We start from the raw sequence: 18,809 nt of genomic DNA, 5'->3' as shown, positions 1-18,809 counted from the left end.
GCCCAGTGCCCGGCATTTTTTTATTTCTCCTGCTGTACCGTCCGAAACCGGCCCGGGCTCTGCCCCATCCATTTATGAAATGCGCGATAAAAGGCGCTCGGTTCGCTGTAGCCAAGTTCGGCGGCTACCTCCGCTACACTGAGGCTGTTTTCCTGCAGAAGCCTTTCGGCAGTCACGAAGCGCAACTCGTCCTTGATCGTGCCGAAACTCTGCCCCTCTCCCCGCAGCCTGCGCCGCAAGGTCGGTACGGACATGCCAAGTCCCCTTGCCAACTCTTCCAGGGACGGCCAGTATGCCATTGGCAAGACGTTCAGTTGCGCCCGCACTCTTGCAGAGAGATCGTTATCATGACGATAGCGGATCAGAATATTGGCAGGAGCTTCGCGCAGAAAACTTTCCAGCGCCACATCGCTCCGAATGATTGGCAGCGACAGATAGGTTGATGAGAAAACCAGTCGCGTGACCGGCTGGTCAAAGAGAACCGGCGCTCCGAAAAATTTATGATAATCCTGACGGTGGACAGGCGCAGGGCAGGCAAAGTCGAGCGTCCGCAGGGGAATACGCCGTCCGATCAGCCAGCAGGCCATTCCATCAGGATCAGCCAATAGGCCCGATAGGCAAAGGCCGGCCTCGGAGGTCCGGCATCGGTCAGAACAACATGGGCCATGCCGTCGCGGATCCGCAATTCACCCTGCGGATCATCCAATACCACATTGAGAAACTGCAAGGCCCGCCGCAAGGCACGTTCCAGCGTGCCTGCATGCAAAACCGCGTGACAAAGGAGGTTGAAACTGCCGGGGCGCATCGGCCTTGCAGCCAGCCCGAAAAATTCATCATTGATCGTTTCGGCAATCAGCCACCACAAGCGACCGTATTCGACATTGGTGACAGGCTCAGTCACTCTTTCCGACAAGCCGATTTGGGCCATCAGGGGAGCTACATCTATCCCCCGAACGCGCACGCTTTCGAGCGCATCCTCGACAAAGCCCGGCGCGATATTGTGGCGCTCCATGGTCTCCCCATATTGCAAAATCGATCACACATTAATGCATCTAATGTCATTGTTTGCAATGCATGAAGAGTTAACCTTCGGGAATGGTTGGCCACGAGGAGGTGGCGGTCAGGGAGGTTATACTGGATGACTGAAACGTCCGTTTCAGCGCGGCTGGCGCGTTATGAGGATGCCGTTGCGCAATTTCGCATCGAAGATGCTATCGCAAAGCTTCACGGCAATCCGGAAACCGGCATCAATGCCTGTGTTGAATGCTGCGACCGGCATATCGGTGATAATCGCGTCGCCTTGCGTGCCATTGCGACAAATGGCGAACTTTCTGAATTCACCTTCGAGAACCTGCGCGATATGGCCGCTCGTGCGGGCAATGTACTGAAAGATGCAGGTGTCGGCGCTGGCGATGTCGTTGCAGGTCTGTTGCCGCGCACGCCAGAACTCATCGCAACCATTCTCGGCGCGTGGCGTATCGGCGCTGTCTATCAGCCGCTTTTCACCGCCTTCGGTCCCAAAGCGATTGAACATCGTCTGAAAACCAGCGGCGCAAAACTGGTCGTCACAAACACGGCCAATCGCGCCAAGCTTGCAGAAGTCGAAAACTGCCCCAAGGTCGCTACCGTTCTCGCATCTGGTGAAAGCCTGCCCGCCGGTGACATCGATTTTCGTCAAGCGACCGCGTCCGCTTCGGTTGACTGCCTCCCGGTACTTCGCACAGGCAGCGATCTGTTCATGATGATGTCGACCTCCGGTACGGCGGGCCTACCGAAAGGCGTGCCAGTCCCGCTTTATGCGCTGCTGGCATTCGGCGCCTATATGCGCGACGCCATCGGCCTGCGTTCCGACGATATTTTCTGGAATATTGCCGATCCGGGCTGGGCATATGGACTTTATTATGCCGTGACAGGACCATTGCAGCTAGGCATCGCAACCACGCTGTACGAAGGCGGCTTCACCGCTAAAAGCACCTACGATATCATTGAGCGTCTCGGTGTTACGAGCCTTGCCGGTTCACCGACCGCCTTCAGACTGCTGATGGCGGAAGGACCGGAAGCAGCTAAACGCGTCAAGGGTCGCCTGCGCGTCGTATCGAGCGCCGGAGAGCCACTCAACCCGGAGGTTATTCGCTGGTTCGACGCATATCTCGGCGCACCGATCTATGATCATTACGGCCAGACGGAACTGGGTATGGTGGTCAATAATCATCACGGCCTTGAACACGCGGTCCGGCACGGGTCGGCTGGTTACGCCATGCCCGGCTATCGTGTGGCCGTTCTGGATGAACAAAGCAACGAACTCGGCCCTAACCAGCCCGGTATTCTTGCCATTGATATAGCAAAATCGCCGCTTCTCTGGTTTTCCGGCTATTACAAGCAGGAAACGCCAGCCATTGCAGGCGGTTACTATCGCACTGGCGACACCGTGGAATTCGAGCCGGATGGTTCGATCAGTTTCATCGGCCGAGCTGACGACGTTATAACATCATCCGGTTACCGCATCGGACCGTTCGATGTGGAAAGCGCCCTTCTCGAACATGGAGCTGTCAATGAAGCGGCGGTCGTGGGCGTGCCGGACCCGCAACGCACGGAAATTGTGAAGGCATTTGTTATCCTTGCGCCGGGTTTCGAAGGTACGCAGGAACTGAAAGATGAACTGGCATTGCACGTGAAGACGCGGCTTTCCGCCCATGCCTATCCACGTGAAATCGACTTTCTAAGCGAACTTCCCAAGACACCGAGTGGAAAAATACAGCGTTTCCTTCTGCGCAAGGCGGAAATCGACAAACAGCAACAGACGAAGGCCTGAGGACAAGAATATGCAGATTAAGGATCGGGTATTCCTTATTACCGGTGCAAGCTCCGGCCTCGGCGCCGCGGTTGCGAAAATGGCCGTCGATGCTGGTAGCAAGGTTATGCTTCTAGATGTGAATGCGGAAGCAGGCGAATCGCAGGCCAAGGCTCTTGGCGCGGCAGCAAAGTTCCACCGCACGGATGTCACCAGCGACGAGGATGGCAAAGCAGCTATAGCAGCCGCACTGGAAGCGTTCGGACGCGTTGATGTGCTCGTCAATTGCGCCGGTGTCGCGCCCGGCGAAAAGGTCCTCGGACGCGACGGGGCGCATCGACTGGAGAGCTTCACGCGCGCAATTTCGATCAATCTGATCGGCACGTTCAATATGCTGCGCCTTGCCGCGGAAGCCATAGCAAAGAACGACCCCGGTGAAGGCGGAGAGCGCGGCGTCATCATAAACACCGCATCGGTTGCAGCCTTTGACGGCCAGATCGGTCAGGCTGCCTATTCCGCTTCCAAGGGCGGCGTTGCTGCGATGACCTTGCCGGTCGCCCGCGAACTTGCGCGTCACGGCATTCGGGTCATGACCATCGCACCGGGAATTTTCGCCACGCCGATGATGGCTGGCATGCCGCAGGAAGTGCAGGATGCCCTCGGCGCATCCGTGCCCTTCCCGCCTCGGCTGGGGCGTCCGGAAGAATATGCGGCTCTAGCCCGCCATATCGTGGAAAACCAGATGCTCAACGGTGAAGTCATCCGCCTGGATGGTGCACTTCGCATGGCAGCAAAATAAAGCCATTCCAGGAAAAGTGGAAACCGGCTTTCCGTCCGGAATTGCGTACGGAAAAAACCAACGAGGAACGATCATGTCCAACAGCGATCCCATTGTCATTGTCGGTGCTTCCCGTACTCCCATGGGCGGCTTTCAGGGCGAGTTTACCAGCGCTCAGGCTACAGACCTCGGTGCCGCGGCCATTCGTGGCGCACTTGCAGGAGCGGGACTTGCACCGGAAGCGGTCGAAGACGTCTATATGGGCTGCGTTCTGCCCGCCGGTCAGGGGCAGGCTCCGGCGCGTCAGGCTTCGATCAAAGCCGGAATACCCGTTTCCACTGGCGCGACGACCATCAACAAGATGTGCGGCTCCGGCATGAAGGCGACCATGCTCGCCCATGATCTTCTACTCGCGGGTTCCGCCAATGTGATCGTCTCAGGCGGCATGGAAAGCATGACCAATGCCCCCTATCTGCTGCCCAAGGCACGTGGCGGGTATCGTATGGGACACGGCCAGATTCTCGACCATATGTTCCTTGATGGGCTTGAAGACGCATATGACAAAGGCCGTCTCATGGGCACCTTTGCCGAAGATTGCGCGGAAGCCTATCAATTCACCCGTGAAGCTCAGGATGAATTCGCCATTGCCTCACTGACGCGTGCGCAGAATGCTATCAAGGATGGGCTTTTCGCCGCCGAAATCACGCCCGTCACCGTGAAGGCTGGGCGCAGCGAAGTTGAAGTTTCGATTGACGAGCAGCCCGGCAAGGCGAAACTGGACAAGATACCGACCCTTCGCCCGGCATTTCGCGACGGTGGCACTGTGACGGCCGCCAATTCCTCCTCGATTTCGGATGGGGCAGCTGCACTCGTTCTCATGCGCGCATCGGAGGCGGAAAAGCGCGGGCTCACCCCGCGCGCCGTTCTGGTCGGCCATGCCACCCATGCCGACAAGCCGAACTTTTATCCAACAGCCCCCATCGGCGCGATAAGCAAGCTTTCCGAGAAGATCGGCTGGAACCTGAGTGATGTCGATCTTTTTGAGATCAACGAGGCCTTTGCAGTTGTCGCCATGGCTGCCATGCGCGATCTCGATCTTCCGCACGACAAGGTCAATATTCATGGTGGCGCCTGCGCCCTTGGCCATCCAATCGGCGCGTCGGGTGCCCGCATTCTTGTGACCCTGCTTTCAGCCCTCGAAACCCATGGCCTGAAGCGCGGCGTGGCTGGCATCTGTTTGGGCGGTGGCGAGGCCACCGCCGTAGGCATTGAGAGGATTGTCTGATGCTCTTGAACGATACGCAGGAGCATATTCGCGAAGCTGCCCGGCAGTTCGCACAGGAACGGCTTGCGCCGGGTGCTGCCGCACGCGACAGGGAGCACGCCTTTCCGCGCGCAGAACTGACCGAAATGGGAGAGCTTGGCTTTCTCGGAATGCTGGTGCCGGAAGAATGGGGCGGCTCCGATCTCGGAACGGTTGCCTATGCGCTGGCGCTGGAAGAGATTGCGGCCGGCGATGGGGCATGTTCGACCATCGTTTCGGTCCATTCATCGGTCGGCTGCGTTCCCATCCTCCGTTTCGGCACCGAAGAGCAGAAACAGCGGTTTCTGCCCAAAATGGCGTCTGGCGAATGGATTGGCGGGTTCGCATTGACCGAACCCCAAGCCGGTTCCGATGCCTCCGCGCTCAAAACCCGTGCACGCCGCGATGGTGATCATTATGTGATCGATGGCTCCAAACAGTTCATCACGTCGGGCAAGAACGGCAGCGTAGTGATCGTGTTTGCCGTTACCGATCCATCGGCTGGCAAGAAAGGCATCTCGGCTTTCATTGTGCCGACCGATACACCGGGTTATGAGGTCGTTTCAGTCGAACACAAGCTCGGCCAGCATTCATCTGATACATGTGCGCTCGCTTTCACAAACATGCCCATTCCGGTGGAAAACCGGCTGGGTGAAGAGGGCCAGGGCTACAAGATAGCGCTTGCCAATCTGGAAGGCGGGCGTATCGGTATCGCCGCACAGTCAGTCGGGATGGCCCGCGCCGCATTTGAGGCCGCGCGTGCTTATGCCAGGGAACGCGTTACATTCGGCAAGCCCATCATCGAGCATCAAGCGGTTGCGTTCCGGCTCGCGGATATGGCGACAAAAATTGAGGCGGCCCGGCAGATGGTGCTGCATGCAGCCGCATTGCGTGAAGCAGGCAAACCCTGTTTGACGGAAGCGTCGATGGCCAAACTTGTCGCTTCGGAAATGGCCGAACAGGTCTGCTCCGCCGCGATCCAGATTCACGGCGGTTACGGGTATCTGGCTGATTATCCGGTTGAGCGCATTTATCGTGATGTTCGCGTATGCCAGATTTACGAGGGCACGAGCGACGTACAACGTCTCGTTATTGCACGGGGATTGTGATCGTCTCCCTGCAATAACGTTTGCAAGTCACGATGAAAATCGGCCAAAGAGCGCATGCGGATAAGCGTGTATCCGCGCCGCATTGTGAGGCCCGATGACTGTTCGCCCGATTGTAACCTATCCGGATAAACGGCTGCGTGCCGTAGCCGATCCTGTCACCCTGTTCGACAGCGCTTTGCAGGAACTGGGAACCGATCTCCTCGACACGATGCGAGCAGCCCCGGGCATCGGGATTACCGCGCCGCATATCGGTATTGCAATGCGTTTGGTGGTTCTGGAACTGCCTGAAGCAGGCCCGAAATTCTATGTGAACCCGCAAATCCTCTGGGCTTCAGAGGAAAAGATCCATCATCAGGAAGGTAGCGTTTCCATGCCGGGCGTTGTCGATGAGGTCGAACGCCACGCCCGCATCAAAATCCGCTATCAGGACCTCGACGGGAACGAGCAAACCGAGGAATCGGAAGGCCTGCTCGCCGTTTGCCACCAGCATGAAATAGACCAGCTTGACGGTATTTTCTGGATCCAGCGCCTTTCGCGATTGCGCCGCGACCGCCTCGTCAAACGTTATGAGAAATCGCAGCGCCAGCGATAGTTAGCGCTGCGAAATAGATCAATAGAGCAAACGCGCACGAATGGTGCCGGGAATTTCGCGAATGGCCTGCAAGACCGTTTCGCTGGCGTCGCCGACGCCGTCAGCTTCCATAACAAGATAACCCACTTCGCCGTCGGTCTGCAGAAACTGGCTGGCGATATTGATGTTATGTGTCGAGAAAACATTCACGAGGCTGTTGAGAATGCCCGGGCGGTTTTCATGCACGTGCATGAAACGCGTACCCGTCGGGCGCGGCGGCAACTGCACTTGCGGGAAGTTGACGGCACCCAAGGTAGAGCCGACATCGGAATATTCGACCAGTTTTCGGGTGACTTCCAAACCGATACGTTCCTGCGCTTCTTCCGTCGATCCGCCGATATGCGGCGTAAGAATGACGTTTTCCAGTCCCTGAATGGGCGAAACGAATTTGTCGTTGTTGGAGGCTGGTTCAACCGGGAACACGTCAATGGCAGCACCGGCGAGGTGGCCTTCCTGCAGGACTTTCGCCAGAGCCTCCAGATCGACAACCGTACCGCGAGCATTATTGATGAGGAAAGCACCCTTTTTCATCTTCCGCAGTTTCGCTTCGGTAATCAGCTTCGAAGTCGATTTGTTCGACGGCACGTGCAGGCTGACGACGTCCGAAATCTTCAACAGCTCATCAAGGCTCGCAGCCGGTTTGACATTGCCATATTGCAGCTTGTCGGAAGTGTCGAAATAGCGGACCGTCATGCCGAGGCTCTCGGCCAGATTGCCGACCTGCGAACCGATATTGCCGTAGCCGACAATACCCAGCGTCTTGCCACGCACTTCGCGGCTGCCGGTTGCGGTCTTGTCCCAACCGCCTGCATGCGCAGAGACCGAACGCGGGAAGATTCGACGCATCAGCATGATGATTTCGCCAATCACCAGCTCCGCTACCGAACGGGTGTTCGAAAATGGTGCATTGAAGACCGGAATGCCGCGCTTGCGGGCTGCTTTCAGTTCAACCTGGTTGGTCCCGACGGAGAAACAACCGACTGCGATCAAGCGGTTAGCCGCAGCAAAAATCTCTTCGGTCAACTGCGTGCGGGAACGAATACCGACAATATGCGCTGACGAAATCGCTTCGATCAGATCGGCCTTATCCAGCGCCTTCGGCAAATGCGTGACATTGGTGTAACCGGAGGCTTTGAAGTAATCGACGGCCGTCTGGTTAATGCCTTCCAGCAGAAGAACATTGATGCGGTCGCGAGCGAGGGAGAGACGTTCAGTCATTTTGGGGATTTCCAGGCTGTAACAGCGAATAGTCGGTTTACGACATGAATGAACGCAAAGCCGTCGTCAACAGGATGAACTGAAAGATTTTACCCCGATTGCAGATTCACGAAGAAAGTGAACGGAGCATCGCCTTTCCGGAACGCCGAAGAGGCCTATCTGATAGGACATGACAAGCGGGACAAGGGCGGCATTTCCCTGTCCCTGATGGCGTCGGACTTCATCGTAACAACCGGAGGAATGCTCTCTATGAGTGAAATGATCACTCTCGACACCCATGAAGCCATTCGCGACTGGGTGGCTGCTCGCAACGGAAATCCGGCATTTGTCAGCACCTCCATAGATCCCGATGCTGCGCCGGTCTTGCGAATTGTTTTTGAGCCAGAGTTTGTCGCCGATGTCGAACGCCCGCTGGACGCGGGCGGTCTTGAAATCGTCGAATGGGAAGATTGGTTTCGCCTGTTCGACCGGGAAAAACTGGTGATGCTTGTGGCGCACTCGAAGCCGGGAAAACTCGACTTTTACTACCAGATTCTTCCGGGCTGACCGTTTTCCCAGACCATTACCGAGTACATAAGGCGGACCAGTTTCAAACTGGCCCGCCGGACCGAGCATTCAGCCCTTCAGTTTCCGACCGATGGTTTTTGCAACCAGCGCCAGCGAAATGGCTCCCGCGTCCGGATGACCGATACTCTTGTCGGCCAGCGGCCTTGCACGGCCGAGTTTCGGGGCAAGAGGCGCCGTCGCTTCGGCTGCTGTCTTTGCTATATCGGCAGCTTTATTCCATGCATCCGCCAGCGGAACACCTGCTGCAAACTCATTTTCGAGCGTCTCCACAAAAGGCACGAAAGCATCCACCAGTGTCTTGTCGCCGGGTTTGGCCCGGCCAAGCGTGGTGACGGCATCGAGCGCGCGCCTCCCGCCGCGAACGACTGCACCATCATCAATGCCGCCATTGTCGGACAGTTCTGTGCTCCATGAGCGTAGCAGAAGCCCCCATAGCGCTCCGGATGTTCCTCCGGCTCGATCTGCCCAAGCGTCACCGGCTACAGCCAAAACGCTTGCGGACCCGGCTCCAGCTTTCACGGCTTGATCCGCAGCGTCTTTTGCAGCCGCGGAGCCGCGTCGCATCCCCTGCCCGTGATCGCCGTCGCCGGCAAAAGCATCAATGCGGCCCAGCTCTTCTTCGGCTTCAACCAGTGCGTCACCGACGGCCTGCAGAATAGCTTGAATGCAGGCGCCTCCTGCTCGTCCTGCCTCATCTGCCTGAGCAAAAACCGGGGCTGCATCCTCATTGGCGATAATATCGTCAGCGGGTTCGACTGCAATGGCTGCGCCGCGACGAAGAACCGGGGTATCGCAAGCTGCCGTCCAATAGCGCTCGAGTTCTTCATCGAGCCACAGGAGTGTCAGTGAGCACCCTTGCATATCGAGACTGGTAACAAATTCACCCGCTTCCGGCGCCACAATATCAAGACCGGATTTTTCCAGAAGCGACGCGATCGCCGTCCACAAGACAAACAGCTCTTCATATTTAGTCGCACCGAGGCCGTTCAGGATAACGCCAACCCTTCGCATTCCTTCCGGACGCTCCGCCAGAAGCTTCTCCACCAACAGGCTTGCCAGACCGGAGGCAGGCAGGATCGCCTCTTCCTTGATTCCCGGTTCGCCATGAATGCCGAGACCAAGCGCCATCTGGCCTTCCGGTACGGTGAAGAGCGGATGTGGAGCGCCAGGCAATGTGCAGCCTTTGAAGGCAACGCCAAAGGAGACAGTGTTCGCGTTGGCATGACGCGACAGCCGTTCAACCTCATCCAGCGACAGACCGGCTTCAGCAGCCGCGCCAGCAATCTTGAACACGACCAGATCGCCAGCAATACCCCGCCGCTTTTCGTGCATATCCGCCGGAGCACTGGCCACATCGTCCGTTACCGGCACGATGCGTACGTCGATCCCTTCGGCACGCAGGCGCTCGGCGGCAACGCCGAAATTGAGGACATCGCCTGCATAATTACCAAAGCCCAGAAGAATACCACCGCCCTTATGCGCCTGACGGCAGACGCGGGCCACTGCCGCTGTCGAGGGTGAGGCAAATACGTCGCCAGCAACAGCTGCATCGGCTAGACCCGGCCCCACATATCCGGCAAACGCCGGGTAATGGCCGGAGCCGCCACCCACAACCACAGCGACCTTGCCTTGAGGCACCTTTGTCGAGCGAACAACGCCGCCCCGCACGTGGCGAACATAGCGGTTATAGATACTGGCAAACCCGGCAAGAGCGGTCGAGGCAAACTCCTCCGGCGCGTCGAAAATCGTCGTCATTGAAACAGTCCTTGGTCTGGGTCATTAGCCGCGTGGCAGGATGCGGCGCAGATAGTCACGATTTGTAGCCGAAACGGAAAGCCCGTCGCCACCATAATGTTCGCATAAAAACGGGCTGGCAAATCCGTGATCCAGCGCCATTCCGATCGCGGCGCGATAATTGATGATACCGCTTTCGAGCGGAGCCGGATGCGTGACGATTACGCCTGATGCGGGATCTTCAGTGCGGGTGTAGTTCTTGACGTGCCAGAACTTTGCGTAAGGCGCCACCTTCTCCATCATCTGCTGCCAATGCTCGACCGGACGGTGTAGACGAATGAGATTGCCCAGATCAGCGTTGATCCCGACATTGTCGAGACCGACTTCCTCGACAAAACGAACCGAACTGTCCGCAGTGCCAAGATAAGTATCCTCATACATTTCAAGCGAAAGCTCTATATCGAGCTCCTCCGCATGGTGTCCGAGTTCGCGAATTCGCTCCACGGCCTTTTTCCAGACAGCCGGGTCATTCGGGTTCTTCGCCCCGTCAACCGTCCAGAACCACAATGCCTGTTTCTGTGCATTCGTCAGCGGTTCAAACAATCCGAAGGAAACGCTGCCCGCGCCGATCTCCTTCGCGGTGTCGATAACCCGATGCCCATAGGCCAGATATTCATCGCCGCGCTGGGCGTCGATCACACTGCGCCGTGAGGTCGAAATTGCAGGAATGGTGAGGCCTAGCGATTTGGCAACAATCATGAATTCAGCGAGGCGCGCAGGCGACAAATCAGCGAGCCGCAGCCAGCTGTCTGTCGGGTCAAGTTCCGTAAAACCTGCGTCCGCAACATCGGACAAGGTGCAAGCCCAATCTTCCGCCGACTGATCCTGCACCGAACTGCCATCCGGCAGCATATTGGGATACTGGATCATCGCCGCTGCAATTGGCCAGGTTTCGCGTGTCCATTTGGAAGTTGTCTGTTTCAACTTGCATTCCTGTTCTTTTGCATCATCCATCGGGATCAGGCCACATTGCCATTGCCGGAGGGAACCTGGGGCTTGCGGTTCCGCAGCCTGCCGATTGCCCAGAATAGGGCTGGGGAGACCAGCAGGAAGACGCCGAGCGTCATCAACGAGGCAACCAGGCCATTCGACCAGAATATCGAGAGCTGACCGCCGGACATCATCATCGATTGGCGGAATGCATCTTCTGCCTTGTCGCCGAGAACCATGGCGAGAACCAAAGGCGCCAGCGGATAATCGAGCTTCTTGAAAATATAGCCCAGCACACCGAATGCGATCACCAGCCAGACATCGGTCATCGAGTTGGCGACCTGATAAGCGCCGGAGAAAATGACCGCCACAATGATCGGACCAATGATCGAGAACGGCACGCGCAGAATAGATGCGTAGAGCGGCACGGTTGCAATCACCAGAATGACGGCGACAATGTTGCCGAGATACATGGAGGCAATCAGACCCCAGACAAAGTCCGGACGATCCGTGAACAATGTCGGACCCGGAGTGAGCCCCCAGATCATCAGCCCACCCATCATCACGGCAGCGGTTGCCGAACCCGGCACGCCCAGTGCCAGCATGGGGAGAAGCGCGGATGTGCCAGCAGAATGGTCTGCGGTTTCCGGCGCGACGATCCCGCGAGGATCGCCTTTGCCGAACTTCGATTTGTCCCGTGCGGAACGGCGAGCCACCCCGTAGCTCATGAAGGATGCGGCGGTTGGTCCTGCGGGGGTTATACCCATCCAGATACCGATCAGCGTGGAACGAGCGAGCGTAAACCAATAGCGCGGCATTTCGAGAAGAGTGCGCCCGATCTCGCCAAGACGCACCCGTGCCTTGATCCCATCAAAGCGTAACCCCTCCTCCGTCGTCAGCAACAATTCACCGATCCCGAACAAGCCCATCACTGCGATCAAGAAAGAGATACCCTTGATAAGTTCCGGTATGTCGAATGTCAGGCGCAGATTGCCGGAGATCGTGTCCATGCCCACCGAAGCAAAAGCAAAACCGATCATCATGGAAACGAGCGTCTTGAACGGCGATTGAGCGCCCATGGATATGAAACTGGCAAAAGCCAGAAAATACACAGCGAAATATTCCGGGGATGAAAACCGCAGGGCGAAATTGGCGACCCAGCTTGAGAGCAGTGTAATCATCACCACGCCAGCCAGTGCGCCGATCCCGGCTGAGACGAATGCCAGCGTCAATGCGCGGCTCGCATGTCCGGCCTTCGCCATCGGATAGCCGTCGAAAGTGGTGGCTACGGACGAAGGCTCCCCCGGAATGTTGAACAGAATGGACGTTGTCGACCCACCGAACAATGCCCCCCAATACATGCACGAAAGCAGAATAATCGCGGAGATCGGGTCCATCGTGAATGTCAGCGGCAAAAGCAGGGAAACGCCATTGGGCGCGCCCAATCCCGGCAGGACACCGACCAGAATTCCAAGCGTCACCCCCAGCATCATCAGCAGAACATGATTGAAACTGAGTATGTGGGCGAAGCCATCCATCAGGAGACTGAAGTTTTCCATGTCTTTCCTCCAAAGACATCGGACTTTCCGGGATCAATAAATCCCGAAGAAAGCCTCGACCGGACCCTTAAGGAGTGGAACCTTGAAGCCGATTTCAAAAATGACGAAAAAGAAGAGGGAAACGGCAATGCCGGCTGGCAATGAAGCCCACCACTTGTAGCGCCCCTGAAACATCATCGCTCCAGCGATGTAGAGTGCGGTGCCGATATAAAGACCGAGAATCGTCGATAGGGCTGCGAAGGCAACCAGCGGCACAGCGAAACCGAGAACCGGTTTCAGCCGGGAGAGTTCAACGAAGATTTCTCCGCTACCGCGATGTTTTACAAATGCCACAACGAGATTAACCGCACTTCCGAACAGGATAAGCAGGCCGATATAGAACGGAAAGTAACCGGCATCCGGCCCCATTTCCGTCCAGCCTGTGCCAGCCTGCTGCGACCCGTAACAAACCGCGGCCCCCAGCGCGCCCGTGAGGAGAGCCACGCCCGCCTCAACGGAGAAGCGGGAAATTCCGCCTTCGCCATTCTCACTCATGTGATGAGCTCCTTCGATGGAAGATGCAGGCGCCAGCGGTGCCTGCACAAATGCCCAAAACGTCAGTTGGCCAGCCAGCCTTCGCGCTTGAGCACCGCCGTTACCGCCGTTTCATCATTCTTGATAAAGGAGGAAAGGTCGTTTCCGCTCATATAGGCGGCAGATTGTGAACTATCTGCAAGGTACTTCGCCCATTCAGGTGTTTCGGAAACCTTCTTGAGTACCCCTGCATAGTAGTCGACGACTTCCTGATCGACACCGGCTGGCAGCCACACCGTGCGCGGCATGGAGTAATTTTCGATTGCGATCCCGGCTTCCATGCAGGTCGGAATGTCGCTCCATCCCATATCGCCAGCCACCTTTCCCTCCCCCTTGAGCCTTTCGCTCTTGAAGACACAAAGGGGCTTTACCATTCCGGCCTGCCATTGACCGAGATTTTCGCTCGGATTGTTGACATTGGCGGCGATGTGCTCCCCTGCGAGCTGGACGGCCGCTTCACCACCGCTTTTGAACGGAATGTAGCCGAGTTTCGAGCCGGTGGCATCGTTGATCATGGATGTAAGAATCTGGTCAACGTCCTTGGACTGGCTTCCACCAACCTTCATACCCGCGTCATCCCTCGCCTTGGCGATAAACTCTGCGGCGGTCTTGAAATCAGATTTTCCGCTGACCCAAAGAATGAACTCGTCTGCGGCAAGGGCTGAAACGGGTATCAAATCGTCCGATTTGTAAGGAACCTTGGCGCGCACCGGCAAAAGATAGGCGTTGTTGGTGCCGAAAGCGAGCTTATACGGATCACCCTTGTAACCAGCAGTATAGACAAAGCCTTCGGCTCCGCCCGCACTCCCCTTGTTCGTGACGACGATTGGCGCGCTCATCAGGTCATACTTGCCGATGATCGACTGGATTGTGCGCGCGAAAATATCAGTCCCCCCTCCCGGTCCGGCGGTTACGACAAATTCCACAGGACGCGTCGGCTCGAATGCGTGCACAGACGAGGCAACTACCGCCGCCCCTGCGGCGAGGCATGCAATGCGCAAAGACTTCTTCATGGTCTATCCTCCCAGTTAAACGGCATGGGCCTCCCCCCATGCCGATAGCATCAAAATGTCAGCAATCAGGCAGCGCTCGGAAGCGCTTTGGCTCTTTTCGCCATCCGTGCGGCAAGCAGGATCGCTTCGCGCGTAGCTCCCACATCCGCAATCCCTTTCCCGGCAATATCATAGGCTGTGCCGTGGGCAGGCGTGCAAAGCGGAAATGGCAATCCGCCCATCATCGTCACGCCTTTGTCGAAGCCCATCAGCTTCATCGCAATCTGCCCCTGGTCGTGATACATTGTCAGCACCGCCTGGAAGCCATCCTTGAGAGCACGCAGGAACACCGTGTCCGCCGGAAAGGGCCCATCCACATCGAACCCCTTGGCCTTGGCAGCCTTTACCGCCGGCTCAATGATGTCGATTTCTTCCATCCCAAAGCTGCCTCCGTCACCGGCATGCGGATTGAGCCCGGCTACTGCAATCTTCGGGTTGTCATATCCCGCCTTTTTCAGGCAGGCCCAAGCCAGTCCGAGCTCAGCCAGAATTCCTTCGACAGTCAGGGTCGAGGCTACGTCCTTGAGCGGAATATGCGACGTTACGCGCGCATTCCAAACCTTCTCCAGAACGTTGAATTCACGTACCTTGCCCGTGAAGTTCAGAACATCGGCAACAAAGCGGATTTCGTCGTCGTAGCCTGGATATGCAAACCGCATGGCCTGCTTGTTGAAAGGCGTGAAGCAAACGGCCTGTGCGTGACCTGCCTCGGCAAACTTCAATGCGGTGCGGAAGTTGTGGGTCGCAAAAGTTCCTCCAACCAGTGTGGCCTCGCCACGCACGACATCCTTCGGATCGAGATTCTCCAAGTCGACGAAGACATGCTTGCCCACCAGCATGCCAGGCGCATTTTCGATATTGGCATCCTGCAGATCAAGTTCGACACCTGCGACGCGCGCGCCTTCATTTAGAATACGACGATCCCCGAAGACGATGAGATGCGCTTCTTTCTTGACATCCGGCAGGGCCAGAAGACGTGCCATCAGCTCGGGACTGATACCGGCTGGATCCCCCATTGCAAGCGCAATCACGCTCGGTTCAGCGCCAGTGGCAGTCATTAGCATCCTCCTCGTCTGCATTCTGTATGCAGCATGCATATGCCAGTCTTAGTGGGGACGCAAGCATTTTGTATTCTGTATGCAGCATTTTATATTGACGGTTGAGAGCAGGCCAGCCATCTTCGCGTCAGATGGTGAGATGGGATTCGAGCTCACTCTTTGAGAAAAAGGTCGATGGACGAAATTCAGAAAACCGAGCAGTCCGATAACGGCTCACAGGCGTTCCGCCGCACTGCTTTGCACGATATGCTCGTCAACCATCTGCGCGATATGATCATCGAAGGGCAGCTGGAACCGGGCACCCGCCTGCATGAAGGTCAGCTTGGCGAACAGCTGGGGGTGTCGCGCACGCCACTGCGCGAGGCGATCAAGTATCTCGCCAGCGAAGGTCTGGTGGAACTTGTTCCAAGCCGCGGCGCCGTTGTGAAACGGTTCAGTGCGGCCGATGTAAAGGACATGCTTACAGTCCTGCGCGCCTTGGAAGAGCTTGCTGGAAAACTTGCCTGCGAACTGGCGACCGACCGGGAAATCGGAGAGGTTCGAGCACTGCATGATGAAATGATCGAGCGTTACAAGCACGCTGACCGCCTGCAATATTACAAGCTCAACCAGCAGATACATCTGGCCATTGTCCGTCTTGCCAGAAATCCAACGCTTGCGGATATTCACCAGATGCTGCAGACGCGGTTGAAGCGCATCCGCTTTGTGAGGCATGAGGGCGCGGAGAAATGGGCCGCAGCCGTCTCCGAGCATGAAGAAATGATCACGGCTCTCGAAGCCCGCGATGCGGAACGGCTCTCCGAGGTTCTGGGGCGCCATTTGACGAAAGCCTGGGAGCGCGTCCGCGACACGATGTAGAATGAGCAGGCGGCCAATCTTACCCGCCTGCTACCGGCGGAATTCCGGTTCCGTCGAAAACCGATAAATCTGTCCTCCCGCGCTCTACCTCGCGACGAGATTATTTACGCTGGCCCAGTTGAACCAGCGCTGCAGATGTAAGCAGTCGCTTCGTCCTACCCGTAGATTGCGGTATGAATCTCACCATCTGTACCGCACCATGCGCGATACATGCCCGGACTGTTGAACGGCAGACTGACATTGCCTTTACGGTCTACCGCAACTAGACCACCAGAACCGCCGATTTCGCCAAGTTCACGGACAACGGTGCCAGCCGCTTCGTCGAGTGATTGCCCTGCCCAGCGCATCCGTGCATCAATTTCATGGCCCACCGCCCAGCGGATGAAATATTCTCCGTGACCCGTGGCGGAAAGCGCAACCGTCTGATCGTCCGCCCAGGTTCCCGCACCGATGACCGGGCTGTCGCCAACGCGTCCCGGCGTCTTCGCAGTCATACCGCCCGTGGAGGTAGCAGCAGCCAGATGTCCGAAGCTATCCAGTGCGACAGCGCCTACCGTGCCGTGCTTGCGGGCTGGATCGCCATCGTCGGCTGCGCCGCTGCGACGACGTTCCATTTCGTCATGCAATGCCTTGCGGCGTTGTTCTGTCGAAAACCATTCGGGAGTCATCATTTCCAGGCCAGCCGCTTCGCAAAAACGCTTTGCTCCTTCCCCCGCCAAAAATACGTGTTCGGTCTTTTCCATGACCGCACGCGCCGCAAGAACAGGATTGCGCGGGCCGCAAATTCCAGAAATTGCCCCGCAAGCGCGCGTAGCGCCATCCATGATGGCTGCATCCATCTCGTGCGTTTCGTCTGCGGTGAAAACAGCTCCTCGCCCGGCGTTAAAAAGCGGATTTTCTTCCAGAGCCATTACAGATGCCGTCACAGCATCGATAGCTTTGCCACCCTTATGCAGGACGTCCAATCCGGCCTGCAGGCATTCACGCAATCCGGCATGATAGGCCGCTTCCTTCTCCGCCGTCATATTGGCCTTGAGAATGGTTCCAGCGCCGCCATGCAACGCGATTACGGGGACGAATTTGGACATCTTATCTCACTGTTGAAGAGGGTGTCTAAGTCGGGACAGGTTGCAGAGCCTAACGATCTATCGAAAAGTATCCGCCCGTTTCGACTGGTTCATGTCGCTTTGCGTGTTTTCGAGTTCCTTCGGAAGAGGTAAGCTCGAGCAGCGCAGATGCATCTCACGAACGAACAATTTTCTGCGCTTCTCGTCGTTCTCTTTTATGGCTGCCGCAATGCCGAGCCCGTAGGGACCGATAAGCAGTCCCGGAGCCAAATCGGAAGCCTTCGTTTCTCTCGCCTCATAGTTCACAGCCTCAGCACGGATTTCTTCGCACTGGGGTGACTGCCATTTGGGGTCCTGAGATGAGAGGGTGGCTGCATAATTCTGCGGCGATGTCGTGCACCCAGAGGCTGCCAGTGAAAGCAGGCAAACGACCCCTATCCCTGAATGTTTGATTACCATTTCAATCCATTTCCGTGCACGATGAGTTTCAACGACGATGCGAGCGCTCTAATCCGAAACATGGCCATTTCCTGCGAGTATTGCATCCGCAGCCAACCCACCTGCCATGCGATAATCGTCCGACCACTCTTCATCATCAAACACGCAGAGCGCAATCGTCGCGCATCGCTGCCTTTCCCGGAGGATGGCAAGCGCGATTGCGTCAACAGGCGCTATTCTTTCGTTGGCCTCTGAAACTTCGAGCCACAAATTTCTGGCCGCATCTACAATGTCACGGGGAAATTCCATGCCCTCTGCCTTTTAACGTGGTCCAATGCGGAGCAATTTCGGCTCTTCGAATCACAAGCTCGTACTTGCCGTTTCTATATCGTTTCATAGTTCAACGTGTCAGACACTTCTCAACAACGCCGCATTGAAAGAACAAAAAGCACCATTCGGCGGAAACAGTTCCATCCAGTGCCGGCTGCAATACCCCGGCTACTTACCGGCCCCATCAGAAAGCCTGTTTGCCCTATAGGTCAGACTTCCCGGTTCAGCAGCCTCTACATCAATCCGGATATTTCTGATTTCGATGGCATGTTGGTCAGCCGGGAAATCCGACATTTGCCCCGTATCCGGGGTTTGCAAATCATTGGCGGTGTACCCGCGGACTTCAAAACGCATCCTGCCATCGACAACGCCACGATAAACGATATCAAAAATAGTGCCGGACTCGTTGGGATCGTATGCGTCAGGATTCGGAATCTCCAACCCTCTTGCATAATCGCGCGGAGGGATGATGGGATCGCCGCTTAGAACAAACTGGGTCTGACCAAAGGTGTCGGTTGCCGGTGCGGGATGGTGCGATGTCTCTTCAGTGCCCGCTGAGACCTCTGCACCTGCGGCTTGTTGCGCATGCAATTCGGCCGGAAAATTCAGAATACAGCCAGCGACCAAGTATATTGCAAGCCATCGGCTTATCTTTGAACGTTTAACCATCGGCTCTTCTTTTTCTTGAATCGCAAGTTACCCCGCTGTTTTGACCGAAACGCAACATGCAGGCAATCCCGCATGTCAACTGCT

The 18,809-nt window shown here is 56.8% G+C and carries 18 protein-coding genes and 1 pseudogene; 7 read left to right on the top strand and 12 right to left on the bottom strand.

Translation table 11 applies throughout. The annotated features are described in order from the left end of the window. Positions 1-20: 20 nt before the first annotated feature. A pseudogene (locus tag ABWW28_RS19640) lies at positions 21-1,012 on the bottom strand (AraC family transcriptional regulator). A gap of 126 nt (positions 1,013-1,138) precedes the next feature. Here ABWW28_RS19640 and ABWW28_RS19635 point away from each other — a divergent pair. From ABWW28_RS19635 to ABWW28_RS19615, 5 genes are all read left to right on the top strand, one after another. Further along, positions 1,139-2,812, top strand: a complete 1,674-nt coding sequence (locus ABWW28_RS19635) for an acyl-CoA synthetase (protein ID WP_313013812.1) — start codon at positions 1,139-1,141, stop codon at positions 2,810-2,812. A gap of 10 nt (positions 2,813-2,822) precedes the next feature. Next, entirely contained in the window at positions 2,823-3,590 is a 768-nt protein-coding gene (locus ABWW28_RS19630; protein WP_021585741.1) for a 3-hydroxyacyl-CoA dehydrogenase, read from the top strand. A gap of 73 nt (positions 3,591-3,663) precedes the next feature. Further along, positions 3,664-4,854 carry an acetyl-CoA C-acyltransferase gene (locus ABWW28_RS19625; RefSeq protein WP_176588605.1) on the top strand — a complete coding sequence of 397 codons (1,191 nt, stop codon included), beginning with the start codon at positions 3,664-3,666 and terminating at the stop codon, positions 4,852-4,854. Continuing rightward, positions 4,854-5,981 carry an acyl-CoA dehydrogenase family protein gene (locus tag ABWW28_RS19620; RefSeq protein WP_176588604.1) on the top strand — a complete coding sequence of 376 codons (1,128 nt, stop codon included), beginning with the start codon at positions 4,854-4,856 and terminating at the stop codon, positions 5,979-5,981. Before ABWW28_RS19625 ends, ABWW28_RS19620 begins: the two co-directional genes overlap by 1 nt. A gap of 94 nt (positions 5,982-6,075) precedes the next feature. Next, entirely contained in the window at positions 6,076-6,573 is a 498-nt protein-coding gene (locus ABWW28_RS19615; protein WP_113475420.1) for a peptide deformylase, read from the top strand. Between the two features lie 18 nt (positions 6,574-6,591). On the opposite strand, the gene serA is transcribed toward ABWW28_RS19615, so the two are convergent. Then, positions 6,592-7,830, bottom strand: coding sequence for a phosphoglycerate dehydrogenase (gene serA, locus ABWW28_RS19610; RefSeq protein ID WP_006472096.1), 1,239 nt, complete (start codon positions 7,828-7,830; stop codon positions 6,592-6,594). A gap of 117 nt (positions 7,831-7,947) precedes the next feature. On the opposite strand from serA, the gene ABWW28_RS19605 reads away from it, so the two are divergent. Then, positions 7,948-8,376, top strand: coding sequence for a hypothetical protein (locus tag ABWW28_RS19605; protein WP_247886277.1), 429 nt, complete (start codon positions 7,948-7,950; stop codon positions 8,374-8,376). A 69-nt stretch (positions 8,377-8,445) separates the two neighbouring features. Here the strand turns inward: ABWW28_RS19605 and ABWW28_RS19600 are convergent, their stop codons facing one another. The 6 genes from ABWW28_RS19600 to ABWW28_RS19575 form a co-directional block, all read right to left on the bottom strand. Then, positions 8,446-10,152 (bottom strand): dihydroxyacetone kinase family protein, encoded by a 1,707-nt coding sequence (locus ABWW28_RS19600; RefSeq protein WP_176588603.1) that lies wholly within the window; start codon positions 10,150-10,152, stop codon positions 8,446-8,448. A 24-nt stretch (positions 10,153-10,176) separates the two neighbouring features. Further along, a complete protein-coding gene (locus ABWW28_RS19595) occupies positions 10,177-11,145 on the bottom strand; it encodes a sugar phosphate isomerase/epimerase family protein (protein WP_176588602.1) in 969 nt (322 codons plus the stop codon). Positions 11,146-11,150: 5 nt separating this feature from the next. Continuing rightward, positions 11,151-12,680 (bottom strand): tripartite tricarboxylate transporter permease, encoded by a 1,530-nt coding sequence (locus ABWW28_RS19590; RefSeq protein WP_176588601.1) that lies wholly within the window; start codon positions 12,678-12,680, stop codon positions 11,151-11,153. A 33-nt stretch (positions 12,681-12,713) separates the two neighbouring features. Then, a complete protein-coding gene (locus ABWW28_RS19585; RefSeq protein ID WP_176588600.1) occupies positions 12,714-13,214 on the bottom strand; it encodes a tripartite tricarboxylate transporter TctB family protein in 501 nt (166 codons plus the stop codon). A 62-nt stretch (positions 13,215-13,276) separates the two neighbouring features. Beyond that, on the bottom strand, positions 13,277-14,266 hold the full coding sequence (locus ABWW28_RS19580) for a tripartite tricarboxylate transporter substrate binding protein (RefSeq protein ID WP_176588599.1): 990 nt from the start codon (positions 14,264-14,266) through the stop codon (positions 13,277-13,279). A gap of 65 nt (positions 14,267-14,331) precedes the next feature. Next, on the bottom strand, positions 14,332-15,363 hold the full coding sequence (locus ABWW28_RS19575) for a 4-hydroxythreonine-4-phosphate dehydrogenase PdxA (RefSeq protein ID WP_176588598.1): 1,032 nt from the start codon (positions 15,361-15,363) through the stop codon (positions 14,332-14,334). 174 nt (positions 15,364-15,537) lie between these two features. On the opposite strand from ABWW28_RS19575, the gene ABWW28_RS19570 reads away from it, so the two are divergent. Continuing rightward, positions 15,538-16,221 carry a GntR family transcriptional regulator gene (locus ABWW28_RS19570; protein WP_176588597.1) on the top strand — a complete coding sequence of 228 codons (684 nt, stop codon included), beginning with the start codon at positions 15,538-15,540 and terminating at the stop codon, positions 16,219-16,221. A gap of 155 nt (positions 16,222-16,376) precedes the next feature. On the opposite strand, the gene ABWW28_RS19565 is transcribed toward ABWW28_RS19570, so the two are convergent. From ABWW28_RS19565 to ABWW28_RS19550, 4 genes are all read right to left on the bottom strand, one after another. Beyond that, entirely contained in the window at positions 16,377-17,309 is a 933-nt protein-coding gene (locus ABWW28_RS19565; RefSeq protein ID WP_176588596.1) for an isoaspartyl peptidase/L-asparaginase family protein, read from the bottom strand. Positions 17,310-17,366: 57 nt separating this feature from the next. Next, positions 17,367-17,747: a hypothetical protein gene (locus ABWW28_RS19560; RefSeq protein WP_176588595.1), complete on the bottom strand. Its 381-nt coding sequence runs from the start codon at positions 17,745-17,747 to the stop codon at positions 17,367-17,369. A 48-nt stretch (positions 17,748-17,795) separates the two neighbouring features. Next, positions 17,796-18,035, bottom strand: a complete 240-nt coding sequence (locus ABWW28_RS19555) for a hypothetical protein (RefSeq protein ID WP_006470113.1) — start codon at positions 18,033-18,035, stop codon at positions 17,796-17,798. A 189-nt stretch (positions 18,036-18,224) separates the two neighbouring features. After that, positions 18,225-18,725, bottom strand: a complete 501-nt coding sequence (locus ABWW28_RS19550) for a hypothetical protein (RefSeq protein ID WP_176588594.1) — start codon at positions 18,723-18,725, stop codon at positions 18,225-18,227. Between the last annotated feature and the right edge of the window lie 84 nt (positions 18,726-18,809).

The organism is Brucella sp. NBRC 14130, from assembly GCF_040371715.1.
GTDB lineage: Bacteria > Pseudomonadota > Alphaproteobacteria > Rhizobiales > Rhizobiaceae > Brucella > Brucella intermedia.
This window is presented reverse-complemented; position numbering and strand designations above follow the sequence as displayed.

Bases quoted from the DNA above. Each gene is read 5' to 3' on its own strand.
- ABWW28_RS19635 (WP_313013812.1), top strand. From the start codon at position 1,139: ATGACTGAAACGTCCGTTTCAGCGCGGCTGGCGCGTTATGAGGATGCC.
- ABWW28_RS19630 (WP_021585741.1), top strand. From the start codon at position 2,823: ATGCAGATTAAGGATCGGGTATTCCTTATTACCGGTGCAAGCTCCGGC.
- ABWW28_RS19625 (WP_176588605.1), top strand. From the start codon at position 3,664: ATGTCCAACAGCGATCCCATTGTCATTGTCGGTGCTTCCCGTACTCCC.
- ABWW28_RS19620 (WP_176588604.1), top strand. From the start codon at position 4,854: ATGCTCTTGAACGATACGCAGGAGCATATTCGCGAAGCTGCCCGGCAG.
- ABWW28_RS19615 (WP_113475420.1), top strand. From the start codon at position 6,076: ATGACTGTTCGCCCGATTGTAACCTATCCGGATAAACGGCTGCGTGCC.
- serA (WP_006472096.1), bottom strand. From the start codon at position 7,830: ATGACTGAACGTCTCTCCCTCGCTCGCGACCGCATCAATGTTCTTCTG.
- ABWW28_RS19600 (WP_176588603.1), bottom strand. From the start codon at position 10,152: ATGACGACGATTTTCGACGCGCCGGAGGAGTTTGCCTCGACCGCTCTT.
- ABWW28_RS19595 (WP_176588602.1), bottom strand. From the start codon at position 11,145: ATGGATGATGCAAAAGAACAGGAATGCAAGTTGAAACAGACAACTTCC.
- ABWW28_RS19590 (WP_176588601.1), bottom strand. From the start codon at position 12,680: ATGGAAAACTTCAGTCTCCTGATGGATGGCTTCGCCCACATACTCAGT.
- ABWW28_RS19585 (WP_176588600.1), bottom strand. From the start codon at position 13,214: ATGAGTGAGAATGGCGAAGGCGGAATTTCCCGCTTCTCCGTTGAGGCG.
- ABWW28_RS19580 (WP_176588599.1), bottom strand. From the start codon at position 14,266: ATGAAGAAGTCTTTGCGCATTGCATGCCTCGCCGCAGGGGCGGCGGTA.
- ABWW28_RS19575 (WP_176588598.1), bottom strand. From the start codon at position 15,363: ATGACTGCCACTGGCGCTGAACCGAGCGTGATTGCGCTTGCAATGGGG.
- ABWW28_RS19570 (WP_176588597.1), top strand. From the start codon at position 15,538: ATGGACGAAATTCAGAAAACCGAGCAGTCCGATAACGGCTCACAGGCG.
- ABWW28_RS19565 (WP_176588596.1), bottom strand. From the start codon at position 17,309: ATGTCCAAATTCGTCCCCGTAATCGCGTTGCATGGCGGCGCTGGAACC.
- ABWW28_RS19560 (WP_176588595.1), bottom strand. From the start codon at position 17,747: ATGGTAATCAAACATTCAGGGATAGGGGTCGTTTGCCTGCTTTCACTG.
- ABWW28_RS19555 (WP_006470113.1), bottom strand. From the start codon at position 18,035: ATGGAATTTCCCCGTGACATTGTAGATGCGGCCAGAAATTTGTGGCTC.
- ABWW28_RS19550 (WP_176588594.1), bottom strand. From the start codon at position 18,725: ATGGTTAAACGTTCAAAGATAAGCCGATGGCTTGCAATATACTTGGTC.